Here is a 24,162-nt window from a genome sequence, read left to right as displayed (position 1 = left end):
TTCCGGTCGAAAGTCGGCTAAACGCGGCTATGTCAGGGGGTGCCAGCCGTGCTCGCGCCAGCCCGGCGGCTGGTGCCACTCGGTCCAGCCGTAGCCTCTCCGCCCATCCTCGGTCTCGAACCGGCACATCGCCCTGGGGAACTGGGCGACCGCGCCTTCGGGGGACGTCAGCGTCACGGGGGCGAAGGCGATCGGCCGCACCTTCGTGGCGAGCCCGGGAAAGCGCAGCAGCGTCTCGGCAGGGCGGTCCCCGTCGAACTCGGTCGCCGCCGAGAAACCCTCGACGTGCTCCAGCTCGCCGCCCGGCGGCACCGTGAACGCGGGCCAGGGCAACGCCACGCCCAGGTTGGCCTGCATGCCGTGCAGATGCGTGCCGTCCGCCAGCCTGCCGCTGCTCCACAACCAGGAGATCGACCACCAGTCGCGCACGCCCCAGCTGTGGTCGCGCTCGCCGTACCCGTGGAAGGGCGTGCCGTCGATCGTACCGGTGACCTCGCACGGGATCTCGTAGCGGGGGGTCAGCGAATAGCCGTAGACGCCGCCTTCCGTCCGCCATTCGAGGTCCAGCGCCAGGTTGGCGGAGGCCAGGCGGAGGCGTACCGAGTGGAAGGGCTTCGTCGTGTGGTGGGAGGCCTGGTAGCCGTCGCCCGCCAGCGTCAGGTCCGCGCCGGGCAGCGGCACCTCGTGGTCGGTCAGCGTTTTGCCGCGGCCGTCCTTCGTCACCAGGCAGGCCCAGTACCAGGCCCGTTTCCAGTTGGGGTAGAGGCCGATCCGGACGTAGCCGCCCAGCTCGCCGTCGGGGGCTACGAAGTCGAAATAGTGGGACTCGTTCCACAGCGGCTCGCCGCCGGGTTCGTGCGCCTGCTCGTCCTCGTGGGTCAGGGGCCATTCGCCCTTGTTGACGATCCGCATGCCGCCTCCCAAGCGCTTGCTACGAGCAGCTTAGGGCAGGAGGCGGGACCACCAGCGGGGCTTGCGGGGCGGATCGGGCATGCGGCCGCGTTCGCGTAGCCAGGCGGCGAAGTCGTCGGCGTCGGTGCGGTAGCCGGGCGGCGGGGCGCTGCGGGATCGCGCGTAGGCGGCGAACTCCGCGGCCAGGTCGCGGCCCGCCGCCGCGGCCGCGTCGGGGCGGAGTCTGGCCACGACGCTGCGCCGCTTGGCGACCAGGCTCGACGCCTGCGCCCTGATCCGTTCGGGGTCGAAGCCCTCAGGCGGCTCCGCGCCCGCGACCAGCGCGGCCACCAACCGCCCCTGCGCCTCGGCCAGCCGCCGCTGGGCTGCGGCCATTTCGTCCGTCACCGGGCGTCCTCCCTGGCCAGGGACATCGCGGCCCTGATCCGGGACAACTCGGTGGCCAGGGCCGCGTCGCTCGGGTAGTCGTCGTCCCACTCCAGCAGCACGCCGGGCGGGGTGGCGCGGGCGCACAACTCGGTCAGGAGGTCGAGCACGGCCTGCGGCGCGGCGGTGGTGTGCGTGTCGTGCCAGATGCCGTGGTGCTCATATCCGCCGGCCACGTGCACGTACGCGAGGTGCTCCAGCGGGAGCACGTCGAGCGCCGCCACGGCCGACAGGCCCAGGTTGAACTGGTTGGTGTAGAGGTTGGCCACGTCGATCAGCAGCTTGATCCCCGTCCGCTCGACCAGCTCGGCCAGGAACTGGGCCTCGGTCAGCTCGTCCTCGGGCCAGCCGAAGATGGCGGCGACGTTCTCCAGGGCCAGCGGGACGGGCAACGCGTCCTGCGCCCGGCGTACGTTCTCCGTGATGACCCGCAGGGACTCGCGGGTGCGTGGCACGGGCAGCAGGTGCCCGGCTTCGAGGCCGCCGCCGCGGACGAACGCCAGGTGCTCGCTGACCAGCGGCGAGTCCAGGGCCTGCGCGCAGCCGGCCAGGTGGGCGAGCCTGGCCGGTGAGGGCCGCTCGGCGCCCCCGACACCGAGCGACACCCCGTGCGGGATCACCGGCAGACCCCTGGCACGCAACACGCCTAACGACTCGGGCAGGTGGGCGGGCTTGATGTTCTCGGCGACCACCTCGACGAAGTCGACCCCGGACATCCGCTCGATCGTCAGGTCGAGCTCCGCCCGCCAGCCGATGCCCACCCCGAGTTCGGACATGTCAGCCTCCTCCTCCGCCGCAACCACCGCCGCCGCAACCGCTCCCGCCGCCGCAACCGGACGATCCACTCCCGCAGCTCGACCCGCTGGTCGAGGTCCCGCAGCCGGCCGCACCGCCCCCAGAGTACGAACTCCGATTGCGGCGACGGGCCTCGACCCTGGTGAGCTCGGACCGCAGTCCGGAATTGCGCACCTCGCCGAGGCCGTAGAGCGCGACGGGCAGGGGACCGTCCGCGACGCCCTGGACGTTCGCCAGCCTGGCCGCGTCGAGCGCCTCCTGGCCCGACGCGGTCAGCGTGGCTCGCGTGGCACGCCGGTGCTTGCGGATGGCGACCTCTGCGCTCACCCACGTGCCCGCGAAGACGAGCAGAGCGAGCATCGCGATGAGGTTCGTCCCCCCTAGCAGGGCCTGCACCACTTCGAGCACCGCTCCGGCGAACGCCAGCACCGAGAGCACCCGCAGCCGCAGGCCCAGCCTGTTGGTCAGGGTGAAGACCCCGTCGGGCAGGAGCAGGCCCAGCCCCGCGAGGTGGTGCTTGAGCCCGTCCATGGCCAGGCTGCGGGCGATCTCGCGCTTGAGCGAGCTCACGGGGAGACCCGAGCGGGAGACGACGAAGCCCAGCGCCGCCTCTTCTATCGGGTCCCGCGACGTGGTGCTCGAATCGACGGGATGCACGCGCCCCCCGCGCGAAACCCGTAAGGCTCCGGACTCGGCCAGCAGCGCGATGGCCGCGTCCGCCACCCGCAGCGGGCCGCCCGCCAGGTAGGCGAGATCGTAGTGGCCGAGGTCACGAGAGCGGGATCCCCCCGTGGCCGTGCGGATGGCGCTGTGCTCGCGTCTGATCGCTGAGGCGGTGTTGACTACGCCCGCCGCCAGGACCACCGAAAGGATCAGCAGGAACAGGTCCATGTACGGCCTCCCCTCGTTCAGCCGATCAGGCTGGATACTGGAAATGACGCGTAAGTGGAGCGTAAGCGTTCCGTTCTCAGCCATTAGAGTTTCGCGCGATTAGCTCACGAATTGCCCTTCAGCTGCTGCCACCGCCGCAGCTCGATCCGCCACCACCGCACGAAGACCCGCCACCGCACGAAGACCCCCCGCCGCACGACGACCCCCCGCCGCACGACGACCCCCCGCCGCAGCTCGACGACCCGCCGCCGAAGTCGAGGCCGCCGAAGGAGTCGCTGCCGAACGTCGTGCCGTCGCCGCCGCTGAAACTCCCGCACGCGCCCACGCAGTCGGAGCCCGGGTCGCCGACTGACAACTCGTCGCAGAGGCGCTGGTCGCCGGCGTCCGACAGCCCGTACAGCGCGACGGGCACCCCCACCGCCAGGGCCAGCGAGCTCTGGTCGCGCGTGCCCCTGGGGTGGTACGTGCGGGCCGACCGTAGGACCTCGCGACCCTCCCTGGTGATGACGTTGCGCAACCTCCGGCGCTGCCCGAAGAGCGCGACGAACCCCGCGACGACGGCGATCACGCTGAAGAACAGCGCCCCGATGAGCACCGGCTCCTTGCCCGCCACCCCCACGGCGGCCAGCACGATCACCAGCACCAGGTAGCCGGTCGCCACCCCCACCGCGATCTTCACGAACTCCCGGCGCCGCCGCGCCTCGCCGAACGCCCGCTCGGGCACGATCAGCCCGCGCCCTTCGAGCCCGGCGACGAGCTCGGCCAGCGCCGGATGCGCTTCGAGCTCCCGCCGCAGCTCGCTCGCCCGGTAGCCGCCCGGCCTGGCCGCCAGCGCGTCGAGCACGGCCTGCTCGATCGGCACCGGCGAGGGCGGCGCGCCGTGCACCGGGGTGACCTGCGAGCCGCGCGACACGCGGACGGCGCCGGCCGTCGCCAGGACGACCAGCGCCGTGTTGATGGCCCGCCGCGGCCCGCCGGACAGATAGGCCAGCTCGTACGGTGACAGCGCGTGCGCGACGCCGCTGGACGCGACCTCGCTGACGCGCCTGCGCTCGGTTTCGACGCGCTGCACCGCCACGTTGACCAGGAACACCACACCGATCGCGGCAATGAGCAGGACGTAGTCCACGACAGCCCCTTCCTCGTGGTACGGCAAGTTAGACGCCGTCGCCGTACCGCACAAGGGACTTTTACCTACTCAGCCGAGGCGGTCGAGCAGGGCCTGGTACTCGTCCCACAGCTCCTTGGGCAGGTGCGTGCCGAACGTGTCGAAGTGCGGCGGGATCAGCGCGGCCTCCTCGCGCCACACGTCGCGGTCGACGGTGAGCAATGTGCGCAGGTCCTCCTCCGGCAGGTCCAGCCCCTCGGTGTCGAGGTCGGCCGGCAGCAGGCCGATCGGGGTCGGCACGGCCCTGGCCTCGCCGTTGAGCCGGTCCACGATCCACTTGAGCACGCGGCTGTTCTCGCCGAAGCCCGGCCAGATGAACCTGCCGTCGGCGTTCTTGCGGAACCAGTTGACGTAGTAGATCCGGGGCAGCTCGGCGCCCGCGCGGCGGCCGATGTCGAGCCAGTGGCCGAAGTAGTCGCCCATGTTGTAGCCGCAGAACGGCAACATGGCGAACGGGTCGTAGCGCAGCTCCCCGACCTTGCCCTCGGCCGCGGCGGTCTTCTCGGAGGCGACGTTGGCTCCGAGAAAGACGCCGTGCTCCCAGCTCAGCGACTCCGTCACCAGAGGTACGGCGGTCGCCCGGCGGCCGCCGAACAAGATCGCTGAGATGGGCACGCCCTTGGGGTCCTGCCACTCGGGTGCGATGGTGGGGCATTGGGACGCGGGGGTGGTGAAGCGGGCGTTCGGGTGGGCGGCGGGCTCGTCGCTGTCAGGCGTCCAGGAGCGGCCCTTCCAGTCGGTCAGGTGCGCGGGCGGCTCTTCGGTCAGGCCCTCCCACCACACGTCGCCGTCGTCGGTGAGTGCGACGTTGGTGAAGATGCTGTTGCCCCAGAGCGTCTTGATCGCGTTGGCGTTGGTCACCTCGCCGGTGCCCGGCGCGACGCCGAAGAAACCGGCCTCCGGGTTGATCGCGTGGAGGCGGCCGTCGTCGCCGAAGCGCATCCAGGCGATGTCGTCGCCGATCGTCTCGACCTTCCAGCCGGGGATCGTCGGCTGGAGCATGGCGAGGTTGGTCTTGCCGCAGGCGCTGGGGAAGGCGGCGGCGATGTAGCGGGTCTCGCCGCTCGGCGGCGTGAGCTTGAGAATCAGCATGTGCTCGGCCATCCAGCCCTCGTCGCGGGCCATGACGCTGGCGATGCGCAGGGCGTAGCACTTCTTGCCGAGCAGGGCGTTGCCGCCGTAGCCGGAGCCGTAGGACCAGATCTCGCGGGTCTCGGGGAAGTGGCTGATGTACTTGGTCGAGTTGCACGGCCAGGGCATGTCCACCTGGCCGGGCTGCAGCGGCGCACCGACGGAGTGCACCGCCTTGACGAAATCGGCGTGCTCATGGTCGCGCTTGCTGCGGCCTCCGTTGGCTCGTCCCTCGCTCTCTCCGGCCTTTCGCGCCGCTCCGATCTTTTCAATGAGCCGGAGCGCCCTGTCACCCATTCGCGTCATGATCCGCATGGACACGGCCACGTACGCCGAATCGGTGATCTCGACGCCGAGCTGGGAGATCTCGCCGCCCAGCGGGCCCATGCAGAACGGCACGACGTACATGGTGCGGCCGCGCATGCAGCCCTTGAACAGCTCGCCGAACGTCTGGCGCATCTCGGCCGGAGCGATCCAGTTGTTGGTGGGCCCCGCGTCCTCCTCGCGCTCGGAGCAGATGAACGTACGGTCCTCGACCCGGGCCACGTCACTGGGATCGGACTTGGCGTAGAAGCTGTTGGGCCGCGCGGCCAGACGCGTGAGCGTGCCGTGGTCGACGAGGAGGTTGGTCAGGCGCGTCCACTCCTCCTCCGACCCGTCGCACCACTCGATCCGGTCCGGCTGGGTCAGGGTTGCGATCTCGTTCACCCACGCGGCCAATTCGCCATTGCTGGTGGGCGCGGGCACTACCACGGAAACGGACACGACGGTGACTCCTCCACTCTCTCAGGGCCCAGTCATCATTAACGACGAAGCGGCCTGGAAGCCAATTGGCATAGACCTATTGGCGTGGCCGTCACCGCAGGCAGCGACCCTGATGATTGATGGAGCCTACCCAGGAGGAGCGGATTTAAAAGAATGAATTCAGCGCAGTGGTCCAGTCCAATATGAATGGTCTAAACCAATTCGCGAAGTGGTTTAGTCCATTCCCCGAGCCGTTTCCGCTGCGTGCTCTCAGGAATTGACGTCGGGCCCGGCGGAGCGAACCCGGTCGACCTGCTGGAGCGCGTCGCGCAGCTCGGCCAGCCAGGTGTCGGTGTTCTTCCCGACCAGGCGTACGCACCAGGCGAGCGCGTCGCTGCGGCTCCTGGCCACGCCTGCGGCCACCAGCGTGTCCAGGACCTGGCGTTCCGCCTGGCGCAGCCTGGTCATCACCGGCACGGACAGTGTGGTGAACATCACAGTCTCGCCGCCGCAGACGACGCCCCAGGACACCTTCTGCCGGAACTTGCGCTCGGCCTCCCTGGCGATCTCGATCCGCCGCTCGCGCGTCTCCTCCCTGAACCGCCTGGCCAGCCCCTCGATCAGGGCGCCCCGCTCGGCCTCCGGGACATCCTCGGGAGGGTCGGGCAGCGTGCCGAGCACCGCGATCTCCTCGCGGTCCCTGACGATCTCGGGCGCCCCGGTGAACCACCCCTCGGGCAGCCGACCGGTGAACCAGCCGTGAACCTGTGCCGTCGCGTCCTCTTCTGTTGCCATGTAATCAACATTACATACTTGCGGGTGAAATGCACATGCCGAATCCGTGCGCTGTGCGCGAAAAAGGAAGGCCCTAGCGGACCTGGGCCGCGGCCACCGGGCTCACCCGGACGACGCCGGCCAGGCCGCGGGTGTACACCGGGGAGATCTTGACCACGTCTCCGGTGCGCGGGGCCTGGATCATCTTCCCGTCACCCCAATAAATCGCCACATGCGAGATGTAGCCCGGATTTGTCGGGTCAAGGCGCCAGAAGATGAGATCGCCCGGCTGCGCCTGCGCCAAGGGCACCTGCGGCCCGGTCACCCACTGCTGGTGCGTCACCCGGGGCATCCGCACCCCCGCCTGGGCGTAGGCCCACTGGACCAGTCCGGAGCAGTCGAACGTGTCGGGCCCCTCGGCCCCCCACACGTACGGCCTGCCCAGCTTGGAAGCGGCGGCCTGTAGCGCCGCGGTGATCTGCTCGCCGGTCATGAACGAACCGGCCGGCCAGTTCTGCTTGACGGTCTGGGGCTGGGGCAGCACCGGGTTGACCATGGCCACCTGCGTGCCCTTGGGCAGCGCTTTGAGGATCTTGGTGCGGAGCGTGGCGGAGTTCGTGTCGGGGGCGCTGACGATGAGCGCGTTGTCGTGCGGCAGGCCCAGCGTGCGGCCGATGTCCTTGGACACGACGGCGTCCACGGCGCCGAACCCGGTGGTGGCGTACGCGCCGATCCGCAGCGGCCCGGCCGGCCCGCTCACCCGGCTGTGCAGCGCCAGCCCGCCGTCGTTGCCCAGCACGAACGAGACCGCCACATCACCGGCCGCGACGTTCTGCCACAGCGCGTCGGACGAGGCGGTCACCTTGGGCGTGTACGCACGAAAGGAGGACGGGTTGACCGCGAGCGTCTGCACCCGCTTGTCGTCCAGCACGATGGACGCCGCGTCGGCCAGCTCCAGCGCCCGCACCCCGCGCAACTTGGCGACCTTCTGTAACAGCTCGTTGGTGAACGGCTTGCTGGTGAGCACGAACAGGTTGGGCTTGTGCAGCTTGCCCAGCGGCGCCACCGGCTGGACGGTCCCGGCCGGCTGCTGCCGCTGGTTCTGCTGGTTCTGCGCCATCAGCGTCTGCTCGGGCGCGGGCCGGGCGTGCGCGGCCTCGGGCTGGGCCCGCTCCCCCGTCTGCACCAGCAGCAACACGTCGGCGGTCAGCACCGCGACCAGCGCCACCACGATGAACGGCACCAGCTTGTACGTCTCGCGCCGCTTACGAGACCTGACCAGAAAGCTGAGGTCCTGCCGGATCCCCGAGGAATGTGAAAATTCCGCCGGGCCAACGGGGGCCCGGCGGTCGTGGTCCAGGGGGGTCAGTTGCCGATGTACGGCACTGCCTCGAGGATCTCGACGGTGTTCTGGCGCCCGTTGGGCAGGGAGTAGGTCGCCTTCTCCCCGATCTTCTTGCCGTTGATCGCCGCTCCGAGCGGGGACCTGGGCGAGTAGACGTCGATCGGCGCTCCGCTCTCCTCACGGGAGGCGAGCAGGAAGGTGACCTCGTCGTCGTCGCCGACGAACCGGATGGTCACGGTCATGCCGGGACCCACCACGCCCTCGGCCTTGGGGGCCTCTCCCACCTGGGCGTTGTCGATGATCTGCCGGAGGTGGAAGATGCGGGCCTCCATCTTGCCCTGCTCGTCCTTGGCGGCATGGTAGCCGCCGTTCTCCTTCAGGTCGCCCTCCTCACGGGCGGCCTCGATCTTCTTGGCGATGTCGACGCGCCCGGGGCCAGAGAGATATTCGTACTCCGCCCTCAGGCGGTCGTACGCCTCCTGCGTCAGCCATGTGACGTTCTCATCGCGAGAGTCGGCCACGGGTTCTCCTTGCTTGCCTAGGGGGCCCTGAGATCACTTGAGGTTGCGCATGGTTGAATTGCGAAAGGCTAACAAGTTAACCGCTCCAACGCTTCCCCAAATGTCTCACTATACGAGATTGCAGTACTGGATGTGGACGGAAGTGGCCTGACCGCTCGTGTCGAGGCTTTCCTTGAGCTGCTTACTACCCTCACCAGCCGGGATTCTTACTTCCTTGCTGCCCACTTCCGCGTGATAGACGTCCAGCGCCCTGATCCGGCAGACGGCCACCCTATCGTCAGGCTTGTACACCTCAAAGGTGATCTCGGCCCGGTCCGGGCTGTCCACGCTGAACGTCACCACCTGCGACGGCGCCTCCGAGCCGCCCGCCGTCATCGACCACATCACGTAGCCCCAGCCACCGGCGATGATCGCCACCAGCACGCCGATCACGATGTGCACGACCAGCCGGCCACGTCGTCTGGGACGATCGGGGAAGTCGTCGGGTGTGCCGAGAACTGGTCCGTTCTCGACATCTCTGGTGGCCATGGCGGAATCTCCCTGCACTCCCTCAGCGTTATCCGAGACAATTGTCGCTCGCGGGGGGAGTGCCCTCGCGACCGCCCAGCAGAAACTATCCTCTCTGGGCGGAGATCCAACGAGGAGAGCGCGCCCGTGAGTGCACCGCTGAGGCTGATGGCAGTCCACGCCCACCCCGACGACGAGTCGAGCAAGGGCGCCGCCACGATGGCGCGTTACGTGCGCGAGGGCGTGGAAGTGCTGGTCTGCACCCTCACGGGCGGTGAGCGCGGATCGGTGCTCAACCCGAAGATGGACCGGCCGGAGATCGTGGCCAACATCGCCGCGGTCCGCAAGGCCGAGATGGACCACGCCCGCGAGATCCTGGGCGTCCAGCAGCGTTTCATGGGCTTCGTCGACTCGGGATTGCCGGAGAACGAGGACGAGAAGCTGCCCGAAGGCTGCTTCGGCGTGCAGAAGCTGGAGGACGCCGCGGCGCCGCTGGTGGCGGCCGTGCGGGACTTCCGGCCGCACGTGATCATCACGTACGACGACGACGGCGGCTACCCGCACCCCGACCACATCATGACCAACAAGGTCTCCGTCGAGGCCTTCGAGGCGGCCGGCGATCCCGACCGCTATCCGGACGCCGGCGACCCGTGGCAGCCGTTGAAGCTCTACTACCAGATGGGCTTCACCAAGGAACGTTTCGAGGCGCTGCACGAGGCGATGACCTCGCGCGGCCTCGGGTCCCCCTACGCCGACTGGATCGCCCGCTGGGAGGACCGCCCCGCCAAGTGGCCGGTGACCACGCGGGTGCCGTGCGGCGACTACTTCCAGATCCGTGACGAGGCGCTGATGGCGCACGCCACCCAGATCGACCCCGAGAGCTGGTGGTTCGTCTGCCCGCGCGAGCTGCAGCAGGAGATCTGGCCGACGGAGGACTACCACCTGGCGCGCTCGCTGGTGGACACGGAGCTGCCGGAGGACGACCTGTTCGCGGGCATCCACGCGGAAGACGTCTCCCCCGCTTGCCACTGACGGGACCACCATCCCCAGGTGGCAGACTGGAAGTGTGACAGTTCTAGCAGCTGGTGATGTGAGTCCGGGTCTGCTCGGCTTCGTCGTGGTGGCCCTCATCGGGGTGGCGCTGTATTTCCTGATCAAGTCGATGAACAAGCAGATGTCGAAGATCCAGGTGCCACGCGAGGACGAGTCGCAGGTCAAGGTGCCGCACGAGGGCGACGACGACAAGAAAGCGGAATAGATGCCGATCGAAGTAGTGGACAACTCGACGGAGAGCCGGTTCGAGATTCTCGTTGACGGGAAGGTCGCCGGGTTCGCCGACTATCGTCTGCTGCCCACCAAGATCGTCTTCACGCACACCGAGGTGCTGCCCGCGTACGAAGGGCAGGGGCTGGCGAGCAAGCTGATCGGCCACGCGCTCCAGGAGAGCGCGGACGCCGGACTGCGCGTCGTGCCCCTCTGCCCCTACGTGGCGAAATACATCGAACGCCACCCCGAGTTCAAGGACCTGGTCGACTCCTAGTCGGCGGGGGCCGACCAGGCGCGTTCCAGCGCCTTCGGCAACCCCCACCAGCCCAGCGGGGTGAGCACCTCGTCCTCGTCCACGATGCCGAGATAGCCCCACAGGCTCACCACCGAGAAGAACAATCCCTCGGTGGCGTCGAGGTCGTCGTCGTCCTGGTCGTCGATGTCGATGTCCTCCGACTCGGCGATGAACCGCGCCATGCGCTCGGGCGAGGCCAGCACCCCCGGCCCCAGCCTGGCCAGCGCCGCCACCCCTGCCAGCCAGTCCGCGTGCTGGATCGCGCAGAGGTTGGCCAGCGCCGCGTCCTCCATGCTCAGCTCCCCGTCGAGATCGGCGAACTCCTCCAGCACGCCGCCGTTCTCCGACAGATCCGAGACGGGCCCGGCCACGCCCGCCACCACCGTCAGCCACAACTCCCGGTCGTCGTCGGGGATCGGCCGCTCCTCGAACCCGGCACACGCCCGCAGCACGTTGGCCGGGTAACCGGGCAGGGCGAGCAGCTCGCGCAGGCGTACCGCGGCCGCCTCCAGCTCGGCGGCGGGCAGCTCGGGCTGCTTGGGCAGCCCCGCGACGATGCGCCGCAGCTCCGAGAGCGCGAACGCCTCCTCCTCGTCCCAGGCCGCGAACAGCTCCTCGTCCTGCTCGTCGCTGACCGCGAAGCCGGGCACCCGGCCGTCGGGCAGCGGCGTGCCGAGCCAGCGCTCCTGGAGATCCTCGTACGCGCCGCGCGCGTCCCGGTCCCCGGCCGCCAGCGCGTCGGGATCGATCTCCCCGGCCTCGACCCGTTCCTCCAGGTACGCGACCAGGCGGGCGAACATCTCGGCCGCCACGGGCCCGCGCTCGTCCTCCTCGGGCCAGACGAAGTAGCTGGGCGTCATGAGGATCGGCTCGGTGCCGGTGGACTCGATCCAGCGCTGCACGTCGCCGACCGTGGCCACGCCCGACTCGATCGAGCTGAGCGTCGCCTTGGCGGAGTCCCAGAACGCCAGGGAGAGCGGGTTGCCCGCCGACATCATCGCGCGCCGCAGGTCGGGCAGCGCCACCAGCGCCACCCCTGAGGGCACGGCGAGCAGCGCGCGGGCCATGTCCCTGCGCGTGATGGCGGTGGCCGGGCGTCCGGCGTGGGCGCAGACGAAGTCCATATCCACGCCCCGTAACCTACGCCGTCCCGCCCTTCCCAGTCAGCCGTGGCCTGGGAGTGCCCGCGGTTTAGGGTGAAAGGGGGAGGTCCTGATGAACCGCTTGAAAGACGCCACGAGCCCTTACCTGCTCCAGCACGCGGACAATCCGGTGGATTGGCATCCGTGGGGCGAGGAGGCATTCGAGGAGGCCCGGCGCCGCGACGTGCCACTGCTGATCAGCGTGGGCTATTCGGCTTGTCACTGGTGTCATGTCATGGCCCATGAGAGCTTCGAGGACGCCGGCACCGCGCAGCTCATGAACCGGCACTTCGTCAACGTGAAGGTCGACCGCGAGGAGCGGCCCGACGTGGACGCCGTCTACATGAGCGCCACGCAGGCCATGACGCACCAGGGCGGCTGGCCGATGACGGTGTTCGCCACGCCTGAGGGGCATCCGTTCTACTGCGGCACCTATTTCCCGCGACCCCACTTCCAGCGCCTGCTCACCGAGGTCCACAACGTGTGGACGGGCGACAGGGACTCCGTGTTGGCCCAGGGGGCGAAGGTGGTGGAGGCGCTCAACGCGCACACCGCGCTGCCCAGCGGGGCTCTGCCAGGGGAGGAGACGCTGGCGCTGGCCGTACGGAATCTGCGGGAGTCCTACGACCCGGCGAACGGCGGGTTCGGCGGGGCGCCCAAGTTCCCGCCGTCCATGGCGCTGGAGTTCCTGCTGCGGTCCGGCGAGCGCGAGATGAGCGGGCGGACGCTTGCGGCCATGGCCCGCGGCGGCATGTACGACCAGCTCGGCGGCGGGTTCGCGCGCTACAGCGTGGACGCGGAATGGGTCGTGCCGCATTTCGAGAAGATGCTCTACGACAACGCCCTGCTGCTGCGGGTCTACACGCACTGGTGGAAGGCCGACGGCGGCGACCTGGCCCGGCGGGTCGCGCTGGAGACGGCTGACTGGCTGCTGCGCGAGATGCGCACACCGGAGGGCGGGTTCGCCTCGGCGCTCGACGCCGACAGCGAGGGCGTGGAGGGCAAGTTCTACGTCTGGACGCCCGAGGAGCTGCACGAGGTGCTCGGCGCGGATGACGGGCGGTGGGCGGCGGGCCTCTTCGAGGTGACCGGCACGTTCGAGCACGGCACGTCCGTGTTGCAACTGCTGCGCGATCCTGAGGACCCGGCGCGCTACGAGCGCGTCCGCGAGCGCCTGCTCGCCGCCAGGGACCGGCGGGTACGCCCCGGGCGCGACGACAAGGTCGTGGCCTCCTGGAATGGTCTGGCCATCGCGGCCCTGGCCGAGACCGGCGTGGTGTTCGAGCGGCCGGACCTGGTGGCCGCGGCCACGGCGGCGGCCGAGCTGCTCGCGGGCACGCACCTGGTGGACGGCAGGCTGCTGCGCACCTCGAAGGACGGCCGGGCGGGCACGAACTCCGGAGTGCTCGACGACTACGCCAACCTGGCGGAGGGTCTCATCTCCCTGTACGGCGTCACCGGCGAGGCCAGGTGGCTCCGGCTGGCGGGTTCGTTGCTGGACACCGTGCTCGACAGGTTCGCCGACGGGGCGGGCGGCTTCTACGACACGGCCGACGACGCCGAGCGGCTGTTCCAGCGGCCGCAGGACGCCACGGACAACGCCACCCCTTCAGGGCAGTACGGCGCCGCCGGCGCGCTGCTCTCCTACGGCGCGCTGACCGGCTCCGCCCGCCACCGGGAGGCCGCCTACGCCGCGCTCGGCACCGTGTCCGTGCTGGCGAAGGGGCATGCCAGGTTCGCGGGCTGGGGGCTGGCGGTGGCCCGCGCGGCGCTGGACGGGCCGGTCGAGGTGGCCGTCGTGGGCCCGGCCGGCGATCCGCGCACGACCGCGCTGCACCGGGCGGCGCTGCTGGCCGACGCGCCCGGCCTGGTGGTCGCGCTCGGAGATGGGGATTCCGGCGGGTCCAGGGAGGTGTTCCCCGAGCTGCTCGAAGGGCGCGGACTGGTCGGCCAGGCGCCTGCCGCCTATGTGTGCAGGGGGTTCACCTGCCGGATGCCCGTCACCACCGTTGAGGAGCTACGGGCCGAGCTGACCGGATAAGCGGCTCAGCCGGTGACGGGGCGGCCCGTGTTGTCAGCGCCTCGGCCGGGCCCCTGGTCGGGCTCCGTCGAGGGCTGCTGGTCGGGGAGCTGCGTCGGCGGCGGGGCGGTCTCCGTGGGCTGGTCGTCCGGCCGGCCGGTGTTCGGCGCGTCCGTCGTGGGCGGGTCCGTGAACGGGGTCGCGGTGAGGTCCGGGTCGGGCGTGTTCCAGTCCGGGACGGTCGGGGGCGACTGCTCGTCCTGGGGCAGGCCCCGATCCCGCTCCGGCGTCGAGTAGTCGGGGTTCCAGCCGTACTCCGAAGGCTCGGGGAACTCCTGGACCGGCTTGCCCGCCATCGCCTCGGTCATGAACGCCCGCCAGATCTGCGCGGGCAGTTGGCCGCCGAACTGCGTGCCGTACCCGGGGATCGTCACCGTGGCGTTGTCGTCGCGGAACATGTCGACCGCCACCGCGAGTTGCGGGGTGAAGCCGTTGAACCAGACCGAGGCCGACTCGTCCGTGGTGCCCGTCTTGCCGGCCACCGGGCGGTCGTAGAGCCTGGCGGCGGTGCCGGTGCCGTACTTGACGACCTGCTGCATCGCGTACGTGGTGTCCGCGGCGGCCTGCTCGCTGACCACCCGCGTCGAGGTCGGCTCGACGGCCTGCCTGGCGCCCTCGCCGTCGGTGACCGACCGCACCACGTGGGCCTCCATGTGCACGCCCTTGTTGGCGAACGAGGAGAAGCCCGAGGCGTTCTGGACGGCGCTGACCGAGGCCACGCCGAGCGGGAAGGAGGCGGCGTTCTGGTGCTGCTGGAGCTGGGCCGCGGGGATGCCGGCCGCCTCGGCGGTCTCGGCGACCTTGTCCAGGCCGACCTTCTGGCCGAGGTCCACGAACGCGGTGTTGACGGAGTTCTGGGTGGCGCTCACGAGGTTGATCCGCCCGTACGAGCGGCCGCTGTCGTTCGGGATCGGCTTGGAGGCCGACGCGACGCGCAGCGGCGAGTTGCCGTCGACCCTGGTGGACAGGTCGAAGCCGTTGTTCAGCGCGGCCGCCAGCGTGTACGGCTTGAACGTCGACCCGGCCATCACCTTGGCCGAGAACGCGCTGTCGTAGTAGGCCGACTGCGAAGGACGCCCCCCGTAGAAGGCGACGACCTCGCCCGTCGCGGGATCGATGGCCGCCAGCCCGGTCCGTACCTTCTTCGGCGTGGACTCCGGCAGCACGTCCTTGACCGCCCGCGCGGCCGCGTCCATGAGCTTCTTGTCGAACGTGGTGACGACCCTGAGCCCGCCGCCGTTGATGTCCTCGTCGGTGTAGCCGCGCCGGTTGAGCTCGGCGGTCACCTGTTCGAGCATGTAGCGGGACTGGCCCTTGAGCTCGAACGGCTTCTTCGGCGCCGTGAGCTCGGGGAACTTCTCGGCCGCCACCTGATCGGCGGTCAGCGCGCCGGTCTGCCCCATGGCGTCGATCACGGACTTCCAGCGGACCTGCGCCGCCGCCAGGTCGGAGCCCTTGGGGTCGGCGAACCTGCTGGGCTGCTGGATCACCGCCGCGAGGTAGGCGCCCTCGGCCACGGTCAGCTTGTCGACGTCCTTGCCGAAGTAGGCGCGGGCGGCCGACTGGATGCCGTTGGCGCCGCGGCCGAAGTAGATCGTGTTGAGGTACTGCTCCAGCACCCAGTCCTTCGACTTGGACTGGTCGACCTTCATCGCGATGAGGATCTCTTTGAACTTGCGGGTGACGGAACGTTCCTGGCTGAGGCCGCTGTAGTAGTTGCGCACGAGTTGCTGGGTGATCGTCGAGCCGCCCTGGAGCTGCGCCCCGGTGACCGTGGACCAGACGGCCCGCGCGGTGCCCTTGAGCGAGACGCCGCCGTCCTCGTAGAACGAGCGGTTCTCCGCCGCGATGACCGCGTCGCGCACGTGCTTCGGCACCTTGGCCAGCTCGACGTTCTTGCGGTCGATGCCCTGCCTGGCGAGCACGGTCTTGCCGTCGCGGTAATAGATCACCGAACCCTGCGCGGTGGCCTGCTCCTGGGTGCTGTCGGGAATCGGGGTCATGGCCCACGCGACGGCGAAAAGCCCGACCAATACCAGGATTCCCGCGCCACAAGAAATCAGTAGAAGTCGGAGTATTCGCCGCTTTCGCATCCTGTTTCCACCACCGATCCGCACCCTCGACCCCCTCGTCAAGCCTCGCCCAACCCCCGCAAGCTGGGCGAATGTCAAGGGTAAACGATCGATAATGGTGCCTCGTCCCTATGCGATAGTACGGCTACCGCCCTCCGCGTCGCGGAACATCGGCGACCAAAGGCAACACTCGGTATGGAACGGGAGTGTCAAGGACGATGATCGAATTAGTCCTGAGCACCCCCTGAACCTCAACGATCTGGTCGATAACCCTTTGCAGATCGGCATTCGTGCGCGCCACCACCCGGCAGAGCAGATCGCTGTCGCCGGTGATCGTGTGCACCTCCAGCACCTCTGGAATGTGCGCCAGCCGGTCCGCCACCGGGTCGTGCCCGGCGACCTGCCTGATCTCCAGGGTGACGAACGCGGTGACGTCGTAGCCGAGCGCCTCGGGCGACACGTCGGGCCCGAACCCGGTCACTACCCCCCTGGCGAGCAGCCGGTCGAGCCGGGCCTGAACCGTGCCGCGGGCCACGCCGAGCCGTCGCGAGCATTCGAGCACGCCCAGCCTGGGCTCGGCGGTCAGCAGGGCGATGAGTTTGGCGTCCAGGTCATCGATCGTCATGCTGTACAGACTTACCGGACATCCCTCGACCACGCTAGGCAGATTGTGCACTCTCTGAGGTAACTGTTGCGCAAGTCGTCCAGATAAATCGAGAGTTGGTGGCATGAGTGATGTCTTTCCGGTTAATGGCATGGACGCCGTGGTGTTCGCCGTGGGCAACGCCAAGCAGGCGGCTCACTACTACTCGACCGCATTCGGCATGATGCTGGTCGCCTACCGCGGCCCTGAGAACGGCAGCCCCGACACGGCCGCCTACGTCCTGACCTCGGGCAGCGCCACATTCGAGTTCCGGGCTTCGATCCGCCCGGGCACGGAGATCGCGCGGCACGTCGCCGAGCACGGTGACGGGGTGATCGACCTGGCCATCCAGGTGCCCGACGTGGAGGCGGCATACGCCCACGCCGTCGCCCACGGGGCCGAGGGGCTGGCGGAGCCGTACACGATGGAGGACGAGCACGGCAAGGTGCAGCTCGCGGCCATCGCCACCTACGGCCAGACGCGGCACACGCTGGTCGACAGGTCCAACTACGGCGGCCCGTACCTGCCCGGCTACGTGCCCGTGGAGCCGCTGGTGGCCCCGCCGGCGACGAAGGGCGGCCGGTTGTTCCAGGCCATCGACCACTGCGTCGGCAACGTCGAGCTGGGCAAGATGGACGAGTGGGTGGAGTTCTACCGCAACGTCATGGGCTTCACGAACATGGCCGAGTTCATCGGCGACGACATCGCGACCGAGTACTCGGCGCTCATGTCCAAGGTCGTGGCGGACGGGACGCGCAAGGTCAAGTTCCCGCTCAACGAGCCGGCCGTGAGCCGTAAGAAGTCGCAGATCGACGAATACCTGGAGTTCTACGGCGGTCCCGGTGTGCAGCACATCGCGCTGGCCACCAACGACATCCTCACCACGGTCGACCACATGCGGGCGGCCGGGGTGCGCTTCCTGGACACGCCCGACTCGTACTACGAGGACCCCGAGCTGCGGGCGCGCATCGGGCAGGTGCGGGCGCCGATCGAGGAGCTGAAGCGGCGGAAGATCCTCGTTGACCGGGACGAGGACGGCTACCTGCTGCAGATCTTCACCCAGCCGGTGCAGGACCGGCCCACGGTCTTCTTCGAGCTGATCGAGCGGCACGGCTCGCTCGGGTTCGGCAAGGGCAACTTCAAGGCGCTGTTCGAGGCGATCGAGCGGGAGCAGGAACGCAGGGGCAACCTTTAGTTTGTCCCGACTTGGTGGTGGTCATCAGGACATCATGGGACCGCCACCACCAGGGCTGGCAGGGCGCTGGCGGCGGCTGTTCGCCGGCGTCCTCGACTGGCTCATCGTCAACGTCCTCACCGCACCCTTCAGCTGGCCCAGCTGGCAGTACGCGTGGGACTCCGGCAGGGCCGTCTGGGATCGATATCCGGTGGAACACACCTTCCTGACCGGGCTCGTGGGGTTCCTGTACTTCTGGCTGCTGCATTCCTTCTGGAATGGTCAGACGCCGGGCAAGAAGTTGTTCGGCATCAGAGTGGTGCAGGACAACGGCGCCAGGATCGAGGTGGGGCAGACCGCGGTAAGGCAGGCCGTGGCGAGCGTGCTCGAATGGCTCTGCTGGGTCGGCCTCCTGGTGGATCTCGGCTGGATCCTCTTCGACCCGCGTAAACAGGCCCTGCACGACAAGGCCGCCAGGACGGTCGTCGTCAATGCCTGACTCAGCGTAAGATTTTGGTCACGGTTTCGAAGGGGGCTCGTACGCGGATGCGTTCAGACAGGCGCGTGGTGGCACTGCTGGCGGCGCTGGTCAGCGTGCTGGCCTGCGCCGCCGACGAGCCGCCGCAGGCGGCCGAGGCCAGGGCGGGCGCGCCAGGCATCGGCGACACCGACTTCCCCACCGACGGCAACGGCGGCTACAACGTCGCCCACTACGACCTGGCCGTCGACTACACCCCTGCGACCAAGCGGCTCGACGGCGTGGCCACCATCCGGGCCGCCGCCACCCAGGACCTGTCGAGCTTCAACCTCGACCTGACCGGGCTCGACGTGCGCCGGGTCACCGTGGACGGCTCGCCCGCCAGGTTCACCCGCAAGGGCGACGAGCTGACCGTGACGCCCGACGGGCCGATCGGCGACAAGGCCCGCTTCAGCGTCAAGGTCTCCTACTCCGGGCTGCCCAAACCGGCCAAGGACCGTGCCAACCTGGGCACGTACGGCTTCATCCCCACCTCCGACGGCGCGTTCGTGGCCTCCGAGCCCAACGGCTCCAAGACCTGGTTCCCCAGCAACGACCACCCCGCCGACAAGGCCACCTTCGACTTCACCATCACCGTGCCCGCCGGGCTGACGGCGGTGGCCAACGGCGAGCTCACCGGGCAGCCCACGACCTCCGGGGGCAAGACCACCTACAGGTGGCGCGAGCGGCACCCGATGGCGACCTACCTGGCGACGGCCACGCTGGGCAAGTTCGAGCTGCGCCAGGGCACGACCCCCGGCGGCATCCGCGACTTCGCCGCCGTCGACCCCAGGTTCAAGGGCTCGCTCGACAAGCTCTACAAGACCTCCGCGGAGGTCACCGACTACTGGTCCACGGTCTTCGGCCCCTACCCGTTCTCCTCGACCGGCGGCGTGGTCGACGACTATTCCGCCGGCTACGCCCTGGAAAACCAGACCAAGCCGATCTACGGCGGCTTCGTGCCCGACGAGAGCATCATCGCGCACGAGCTGGCCCACCAGTGGTTCGGCAACAGCCTGACCATCAAACGGTGGAAGGACCTCTGGCTCAACGAGGGGTTCGCCACGTACGCGGAGTGGTTGTGGTCGGAGCACAAGGGCAAGAAGACCGCCGACGCGATCTTCAAGGAACTCCACAACCGCGCGGCCACCGACCCGATATGGACATACCCGCCGGGGCGGGCCAAGCCCGATGACCTGTTCAACCAGTCGGTCTACGCCCGCGGCGGCATGACGCTGCACGCCCTGCGCAGGGCCGTGGGCGACGAGACGTTCTTCAAGCTGCTCAAGACGTGGTCCGCCGACCACCGCTACGGCCACGTCACGACGGAGCAGTTCATCGACCTCGCCCAGCGGCTCTCCGGCAAGGACCTCCGCCCGCTCTTCGACGCCTGGCTCTTCCAGCCGCGCCGGCCCGCCTAGGAAACGCTTCTCGTCGCTCGGTCCAAGTACGAGGTGTAAGGGCGAACGACGAAGGGAGCGAGGCCAGTGCGCCTCAACGAGGACCCCGCGGCCTTTGAGGCCTTCTATCGCCGCCACGTCGATGCCGTCATGAGATTCGTGGTCCGGCGGGTGAGCGACCCTCATCTGGCGGCCGACCTGACGGCGGACATCTTCCTGGCGGTCCTGGGCTCGGCGCACACGTACGTGCCCGGCCGGGGCAGCGAGATCGCCTGGCTGTACGGCGTCGCGCGCAACGTCGTGTCGGCCCAGCATCGCAAGTCGGCCCGGGAGGCGCGGGCGGCCGGCCGCGTCGCGGGACGGCGGCTGATGGACGACGACGATCTCGTCAGGATGGAGGAGCGGATCGACGCCGAGCGCCGGATGCGCAGCGCTCTGGAGGCCATGGCCGGGCTGCCGGAGGGCGAACGCGCGGTGCTGGAACTCGTGGCGATCGACCAGCTCACCGTCACTGAGGCCGCCGCGGCCCTGGGCATCGGGAAAGTCACCGCACGAGTCCGGTTGCACCGGGCCAGACGTGCCCTTGAAGGCGTCGCTTCGCCATCGGCTGCGTATGTGGAGGGACAGGCATGAGCAACTTCGAAGACCGTCTTCTCGGTGCGCTCAAGGAAGAGATCACGATGAGGACGGCGGAGGACAAGATGACCACTGTGACACCGGTTCAGCGCGGCTCTCGGCGGCGCTTCGTGGGGCTGTCCGCCGCGGTAGCGGGGGTCGCGGCGGCCGCCAGCGCGGTGGTGGTGCTGACCGGGCTCACCAGCAGCCCGGCGTACGCGGTGACGAAGGGCTCCGACGGGGCCGTCAGCGTGCGGATCAACGAGTTCAGCGACCCGAAGGGGCTGGAGTCCGAGCTGGCCGCCGCGGGGGTCAAGGCGGTCGTCGACTACCTGCCGTTCGGGCAGACCTGCAAGGAGCCGCGTGGCGCGCGGGGGTCCGTGAGCGGGGAGTTCTCGGTGAGCATCGGCACGGAGGGCGACGGGATCTCGTTCAAGATCGAGAAGGGGCAGGTCCCTGCGGGCGAGACGCTCGTCCTGGCCTTCACCAAGGCCGAGGACGGCGCGGACAAGCCGCCGTTCTCGAACTCGCTGCAGGTGGTCAAGGGGGCGGTCGCGCCCTGCGAGGCGACCTCGATGCCCATTCCGCCGGCTGACGGCAAGGGCACGACCGACGGGAAGCAGGACGACGGACCCGGCGTCCAGTCCAAAACCGGAGGGGAGGACGAGGGGCCCAGCCTGAACTCCGAGACCAAGTGACGGACCTTCCCGGCCCGGCGATCTGCTGAACAGTCGCCGGATCCGCGCCAGGCCCGGCGACCCTCCCGAGCAGACGGGGCCGCCGGGCCTCCCGGCGTGCCGGACCAGGTCATGGGCCGCCCGCAGTGCTGGAGAAAGTGCTGGAGAACACGAGGACGGAGGCCGTGAAGCCGTGCACGTGATTGTGGCCCGCGACGGGACCGACCTCACCGGCCGCGAAGAAGCCCGCCACGCCGATGGGCCCGAGCGTGTCGCGCAGGGCGATCGGGTCGTGGTCGGCCGTGCCGAACATGGCCGAGCCCCGCCCGTTACAGGAGAACAGCAGCGCCCCGTCCACCTTGCCGAGCTCCTCGCGGTGGGCGTCGAGCACGTCGTACAGGTCCTCGTCGGCGGTGGCCGCGTCGCGCACCTGGAAGCGCACGGTCCTGCCGATCTCCACGATGTCGCCGATGGCCACGGCCTCGCGTTCCGGGTCGATGCCGATGACTCCCCTGATGAGGAAGTCGCCGCGTTCGTGCCGTTCGGCGTATTCGTCCATGGCCAGGCCGATCTGCAACCCGGACGCGACCAGCTCTCGGTCGTCCTCGTCCAGCTCGCTGACGATGTCCTCCAGCCTGGCCAGCGCGGGTTGTCCGGCCAGTTCGAGCAGCAGGTTCTCCTCCGACGCCGTGACCACCATGCTGGGGCCGATCGGGCGGCAGCCCTGGCTGACCACGGTGCTGATCTTGACCGGGCCGCTGATCAGCACGCCGATCGCGCCCTCGGAATAGATCTCGCCGTCGGCGAACAACCGTACGGAACCCTTGCCCTGCAGTCCGTTGGCCAGCCCGCCGATCAGCGGCAGGTCGCCGAGCACGTCCACCGAGCGCTCGACGAAGGCGTCGGTCGGAAAGGTGTACGGGTCGGCCAGCAGGATCGCCACATGGTCGTCCCCGCCCCGCTCGGGCAGCCCGACCACCACGAACCTGTCCTCCGCCGCCAGCGTCTCCAGCGCGAACGTGGTCAGCCTCGCCCCGTCCAATTTCGCCGCCCACGCGCTCACAGCGGGTGTCAGCTCCACGCCCTGACCGTCACCGATCACTCCCGTGGCGCTGCATCCGATCACGTGCGCCTCGGGCGCGAGTTTCATCGCGGCCTGACCGGCCCTCGCGACGTCCTCGGGGTCGTCGCCGCAGATGAAGAAGCAGACCAAGTCGGCTTGGCCGCTGAGCCTCGACAGTGCCTGGCCTACGGCGTTCTCCGCGGCCTCCACCAGGTCGGAACCCACGGCGAGGCCGTCGGCGAAGCGGCTTGTCATCAAGGCCACGCGTCTCGCCTCCCTCGACATGTCCAAGTTCCCTAGGCCCGATTCTCCCCACTAAAGGGACAAGCACGCGCACGAACCGTCACGCAATGGTCAAGATCCGAAATCTCCGCCAGATGCGAAACTCTCTGCCGCATTTCCCTCAGGGGACGTAGTCTCGTTCCCGTGCATCAGCCACGTATTCTCCGCGAGTTGCGAGAGAGCGGCCACGTTCATCGCACCGTCAAAGCCGAGGTCCGGGAAAACCTGCTGGCCAAGCTGCGGGCGGGCGAGCCCCGCTTCCCCGGCATCGTGGGCTTCGACGACTCGGTCCTGCCGCATTTGGAGCGCGCTTTACTCGCCGGGCACGATCTGGTCCTCCTGGGGGAGCGCGGCCAGGGCAAGACCCGGCTCATCCGCACCGTCACCGGGCTGCTCGACGAGTGGACCCCGGTGGTCGAGGGTTGCGAGATCAACGACCATCCGTACACGCCGGTCTGCACGCGCTGCCTGGCGCTGGCGCGGGAGCTGGGTGAGGAGCTGCCGGTCGCGTGGAAGCACCGCGACGAGCGGTACGGCGAGAAGCTCGCCACGCCCGACACCTCCGTGGGCGACCTGATCGGCGACGTCGACCCGATCAAGATCGCTGAGGGGCGCCGGCTCGGCGACCCGGAGACGGTCCACTACGGCCTGGTCCCCCGCACCAACCGGGGCGTGTTCTCCGTCAACGAGCTGCCCGACCTGGCGGAGCGCATCCAGGTGTCGCTGCTCAACGTGCTGGAGGAGCGCGACATCCAAGTGCGCGGCTACAACCTGCGGCTGCCGCTGGACATCCTGCTCATCGCCAGCGCCAACCCCGAGGACTACACCAACAGGGGCCGGATCATCACGCCGCTGAAAGACCGGTTCGGCGCCGAGATCCGCACCCACTACCCGCTCACGGTCGAGGACGAGCTCATCCTCATCCGCCAGGAGTCCATGCCGGACATCGGGGCCGACATCCCCGAGCACCTGGTGGAGGTGATCGCCAGGTTCACCCGCCTGGTCCGCGAGTCGACCGCCGTGGACGCCCGTTCCGGCGTGTCGGCGCGTTTCTCGATCGCGGCCGCCGAGACCGCGTCCGCCTCGGCGGTGCGCAGGGCGGCGATCATGGGCGAGGCGCAGGCCGTCACGCGCGTGGTCGACCTGGCCCCGGTGGTGCACAGCCTGCGGGGCAAGGTGGAGTTCGAGGTCAGCGAGGAGGGCAGGGAGACCGAGATCCTCGCCCATCTGCTGCGGCGGGCGACGGCGGAGACGTTCAGGAGCCGGTTGGGCGGGATGGACCTGTCACCGGTGACCGACAAGTTCGCCGAGGGCAACCAGGTGGAGTCCGGCGAGCTGGTCCCGGCCGGGGAGCTGCTGCACCGGATCGGCCCCGTCACCGGCCTGGCGAAGGTCATGTCCAGGCTGGGCATGGGAGCCGGAGAGGAGTCCCCAGGGCACGCCGCGGCGGCCCTGGAGTTCGCCCTGGAGGGCCTTTACCTCATGCGGCGCCTGTCCAAGGAAGACCTTGACGGAGTAACCGTTTACCGGACGTGAAGATGCGGGCGGTCTCCCGCGTCAATGGTGATAGCTGATCACGCCGTTCGGGGGAGACCGTCTCATGCACCTGCTCGTGCCCGCCGGGGTCAAGCTCGGGTACACGTACACGACACTTCGGGGACGCGTGAGCGGCCTGGGAGTCGCCTTGGGGGCACATGGCGGCGTTTCTCGGGTTAGCGTGGT

The 24,162-nt window shown here is 69.2% G+C and carries 24 protein-coding genes; 10 read left to right on the top strand and 14 right to left on the bottom strand.

Annotation, left to right across the window (positions count from 1 at the left end; genetic code table 11):
- Window positions 1-27: 27 nt before the first annotated feature.
- The 10 genes from ACFLIM_RS11975 to ACFLIM_RS11930 all read right to left on the bottom strand — a co-directional run bounded on the left by ACFLIM_RS11975 (window position 28) and on the right by ACFLIM_RS11930 (window position 9,235).
- On the bottom strand, window positions 28-912 hold the full coding sequence (locus tag ACFLIM_RS11975; RefSeq protein WP_393164576.1) for a DUF7064 domain-containing protein: 885 nt from the start codon (window positions 910-912) through the stop codon (window positions 28-30).
- A gap of 30 nt (window positions 913-942) precedes the next feature.
- Window positions 943-1,299 carry a hypothetical protein gene (locus ACFLIM_RS11970; protein WP_393164575.1) on the bottom strand — a complete coding sequence of 119 codons (357 nt, stop codon included), beginning with the start codon at window positions 1,297-1,299 and terminating at the stop codon, window positions 943-945.
- A complete protein-coding gene (locus ACFLIM_RS11965; RefSeq protein WP_393164574.1) occupies window positions 1,296-2,114 on the bottom strand; it encodes a DUF692 domain-containing protein in 819 nt (272 codons plus the stop codon). The genes ACFLIM_RS11970 and ACFLIM_RS11965 overlap by 4 nt, the downstream gene beginning before the upstream one ends.
- Window position 2,115: 1 nt before the next feature.
- Window positions 2,116-3,024: a TIGR04222 domain-containing membrane protein gene (locus ACFLIM_RS11960; RefSeq protein WP_393164573.1), complete on the bottom strand. Its 909-nt coding sequence runs from the start codon at window positions 3,022-3,024 to the stop codon at window positions 2,116-2,118.
- Window positions 3,025-3,142: 118 nt separating this feature from the next.
- Window positions 3,143-4,153: a TIGR04222 domain-containing membrane protein gene (locus ACFLIM_RS11955; protein ID WP_393164572.1), complete on the bottom strand. Its 1,011-nt coding sequence runs from the start codon at window positions 4,151-4,153 to the stop codon at window positions 3,143-3,145.
- A 69-nt stretch (window positions 4,154-4,222) separates the two neighbouring features.
- Window positions 4,223-6,088: a phosphoenolpyruvate carboxykinase (GTP) gene (locus tag ACFLIM_RS11950; protein WP_393164571.1), complete on the bottom strand. Its 1,866-nt coding sequence runs from the start codon at window positions 6,086-6,088 to the stop codon at window positions 4,223-4,225.
- 249 nt (window positions 6,089-6,337) lie between these two features.
- Window positions 6,338-6,862 carry a hypothetical protein gene (locus ACFLIM_RS11945; RefSeq protein ID WP_393164570.1) on the bottom strand — a complete coding sequence of 175 codons (525 nt, stop codon included), beginning with the start codon at window positions 6,860-6,862 and terminating at the stop codon, window positions 6,338-6,340.
- Window positions 6,863-6,935: 73 nt separating this feature from the next.
- Entirely contained in the window at window positions 6,936-8,084 is a 1,149-nt protein-coding gene (locus tag ACFLIM_RS11940; RefSeq protein WP_393164569.1) for a C40 family peptidase, read from the bottom strand.
- Between the two features lie 122 nt (window positions 8,085-8,206).
- The gene (gene greA / locus ACFLIM_RS11935; RefSeq protein ID WP_393164568.1) at window positions 8,207-8,707 is read right to left on the bottom strand and encodes a transcription elongation factor GreA; all 501 of its coding nucleotides are present in this window, start codon (window positions 8,705-8,707) and stop codon (window positions 8,207-8,209) included.
- 108 nt (window positions 8,708-8,815) lie between these two features.
- The gene (locus ACFLIM_RS11930; protein ID WP_393164567.1) at window positions 8,816-9,235 is read right to left on the bottom strand and encodes a DUF4307 domain-containing protein; all 420 of its coding nucleotides are present in this window, start codon (window positions 9,233-9,235) and stop codon (window positions 8,816-8,818) included.
- A gap of 126 nt (window positions 9,236-9,361) precedes the next feature.
- Here ACFLIM_RS11930 and mca point away from each other — a divergent pair, with 126 nt between their 5' ends.
- From mca to ACFLIM_RS11915, 3 genes are read left to right on the top strand one after another with little or no spacing between them, the layout of a single operon-like run.
- Window positions 9,362-10,246 carry a mycothiol conjugate amidase Mca gene (gene mca, locus ACFLIM_RS11925; RefSeq protein WP_393164566.1) on the top strand — a complete coding sequence of 295 codons (885 nt, stop codon included), beginning with the start codon at window positions 9,362-9,364 and terminating at the stop codon, window positions 10,244-10,246.
- 34 nt (window positions 10,247-10,280) lie between these two features.
- Entirely contained in the window at window positions 10,281-10,472 is a 192-nt protein-coding gene (locus tag ACFLIM_RS11920) for a hypothetical protein (protein WP_393164565.1), read from the top strand.
- Window positions 10,473-10,754 carry a GNAT family N-acetyltransferase gene (locus tag ACFLIM_RS11915; RefSeq protein WP_393164564.1) on the top strand — a complete coding sequence of 94 codons (282 nt, stop codon included), beginning with the start codon at window positions 10,473-10,475 and terminating at the stop codon, window positions 10,752-10,754.
- Here the strand turns inward: ACFLIM_RS11915 and ACFLIM_RS11910 are convergent.
- Window positions 10,751-11,899 carry a hypothetical protein gene (locus ACFLIM_RS11910; RefSeq protein WP_393164838.1) on the bottom strand — a complete coding sequence of 383 codons (1,149 nt, stop codon included), beginning with the start codon at window positions 11,897-11,899 and terminating at the stop codon, window positions 10,751-10,753. The genes ACFLIM_RS11915 and ACFLIM_RS11910 overlap by 4 nt on opposite strands.
- Before the next feature lie 91 nt (window positions 11,900-11,990).
- Between ACFLIM_RS11910 and ACFLIM_RS11905 the strand changes: the two genes are divergently transcribed.
- On the top strand, window positions 11,991-13,958 hold the full coding sequence (locus ACFLIM_RS11905; RefSeq protein WP_393164563.1) for a thioredoxin domain-containing protein: 1,968 nt from the start codon (window positions 11,991-11,993) through the stop codon (window positions 13,956-13,958).
- A 5-nt stretch (window positions 13,959-13,963) separates the two neighbouring features.
- Here ACFLIM_RS11905 and ACFLIM_RS11900 read toward each other — a convergent pair whose 3' ends face one another.
- Together ACFLIM_RS11900 and ACFLIM_RS11895 are read right to left on the bottom strand one after the other, a co-directional pair.
- Window positions 13,964-16,000, bottom strand: coding sequence for a transglycosylase domain-containing protein (locus ACFLIM_RS11900; RefSeq protein WP_393164562.1), 2,037 nt, complete (start codon window positions 15,998-16,000; stop codon window positions 13,964-13,966).
- A gap of 214 nt (window positions 16,001-16,214) precedes the next feature.
- Window positions 16,215-16,694, bottom strand: a complete 480-nt coding sequence (locus tag ACFLIM_RS11895) for an Lrp/AsnC family transcriptional regulator (RefSeq protein ID WP_393164561.1) — start codon at window positions 16,692-16,694, stop codon at window positions 16,215-16,217.
- Between the two features lie 103 nt (window positions 16,695-16,797).
- Here ACFLIM_RS11895 and hppD point away from each other — a divergent pair, with 103 nt between their 5' ends.
- From hppD to ACFLIM_RS11870, 5 genes are all read left to right on the top strand, one after another.
- A complete protein-coding gene (gene hppD / locus ACFLIM_RS11890) occupies window positions 16,798-17,907 on the top strand; it encodes a 4-hydroxyphenylpyruvate dioxygenase (RefSeq protein ID WP_393164560.1) in 1,110 nt (369 codons plus the stop codon).
- A 34-nt stretch (window positions 17,908-17,941) separates the two neighbouring features.
- Window positions 17,942-18,385 carry an RDD family protein gene (locus ACFLIM_RS11885; RefSeq protein WP_393164559.1) on the top strand — a complete coding sequence of 148 codons (444 nt, stop codon included), beginning with the start codon at window positions 17,942-17,944 and terminating at the stop codon, window positions 18,383-18,385.
- Window positions 18,386-18,432: 47 nt separating this feature from the next.
- The gene (locus ACFLIM_RS11880) at window positions 18,433-19,824 is read left to right on the top strand and encodes a M1 family metallopeptidase (RefSeq protein WP_393164558.1); all 1,392 of its coding nucleotides are present in this window, start codon (window positions 18,433-18,435) and stop codon (window positions 19,822-19,824) included.
- A gap of 66 nt (window positions 19,825-19,890) precedes the next feature.
- On the top strand, window positions 19,891-20,436 hold the full coding sequence (locus tag ACFLIM_RS11875; protein WP_393164557.1) for an RNA polymerase sigma factor: 546 nt from the start codon (window positions 19,891-19,893) through the stop codon (window positions 20,434-20,436).
- Entirely contained in the window at window positions 20,433-21,116 is a 684-nt protein-coding gene (locus ACFLIM_RS11870; protein WP_393164556.1) for a hypothetical protein, read from the top strand. The genes ACFLIM_RS11875 and ACFLIM_RS11870 overlap by 4 nt, the downstream gene beginning before the upstream one ends.
- Window positions 21,117-21,225: 109 nt before the next feature.
- Here ACFLIM_RS11870 and ACFLIM_RS11865 read toward each other — a convergent pair whose 3' ends face one another.
- Window positions 21,226-22,413: an FIST signal transduction protein gene (locus tag ACFLIM_RS11865; RefSeq protein WP_393164836.1), complete on the bottom strand. Its 1,188-nt coding sequence runs from the start codon at window positions 22,411-22,413 to the stop codon at window positions 21,226-21,228.
- A gap of 171 nt (window positions 22,414-22,584) precedes the next feature.
- On the opposite strand from ACFLIM_RS11865, the gene ACFLIM_RS11860 reads away from it, so the two are divergent.
- A complete protein-coding gene (locus tag ACFLIM_RS11860) occupies window positions 22,585-23,976 on the top strand; it encodes a sigma 54-interacting transcriptional regulator (protein WP_393164555.1) in 1,392 nt (463 codons plus the stop codon).
- Window positions 23,977-24,162 lie beyond the last annotated feature (186 nt).

The sequence above is a fragment of the Nonomuraea marmarensis genome, assembly GCF_043197025.1.
GTDB classification, from domain to species: Bacteria; Actinomycetota; Actinomycetes; order Streptosporangiales; family Streptosporangiaceae; genus Nonomuraea; species Nonomuraea marmarensis.
Note: the sequence above shows the minus strand (reverse complement) of the source record. Positions and strands in the feature narration are given on the sequence as shown.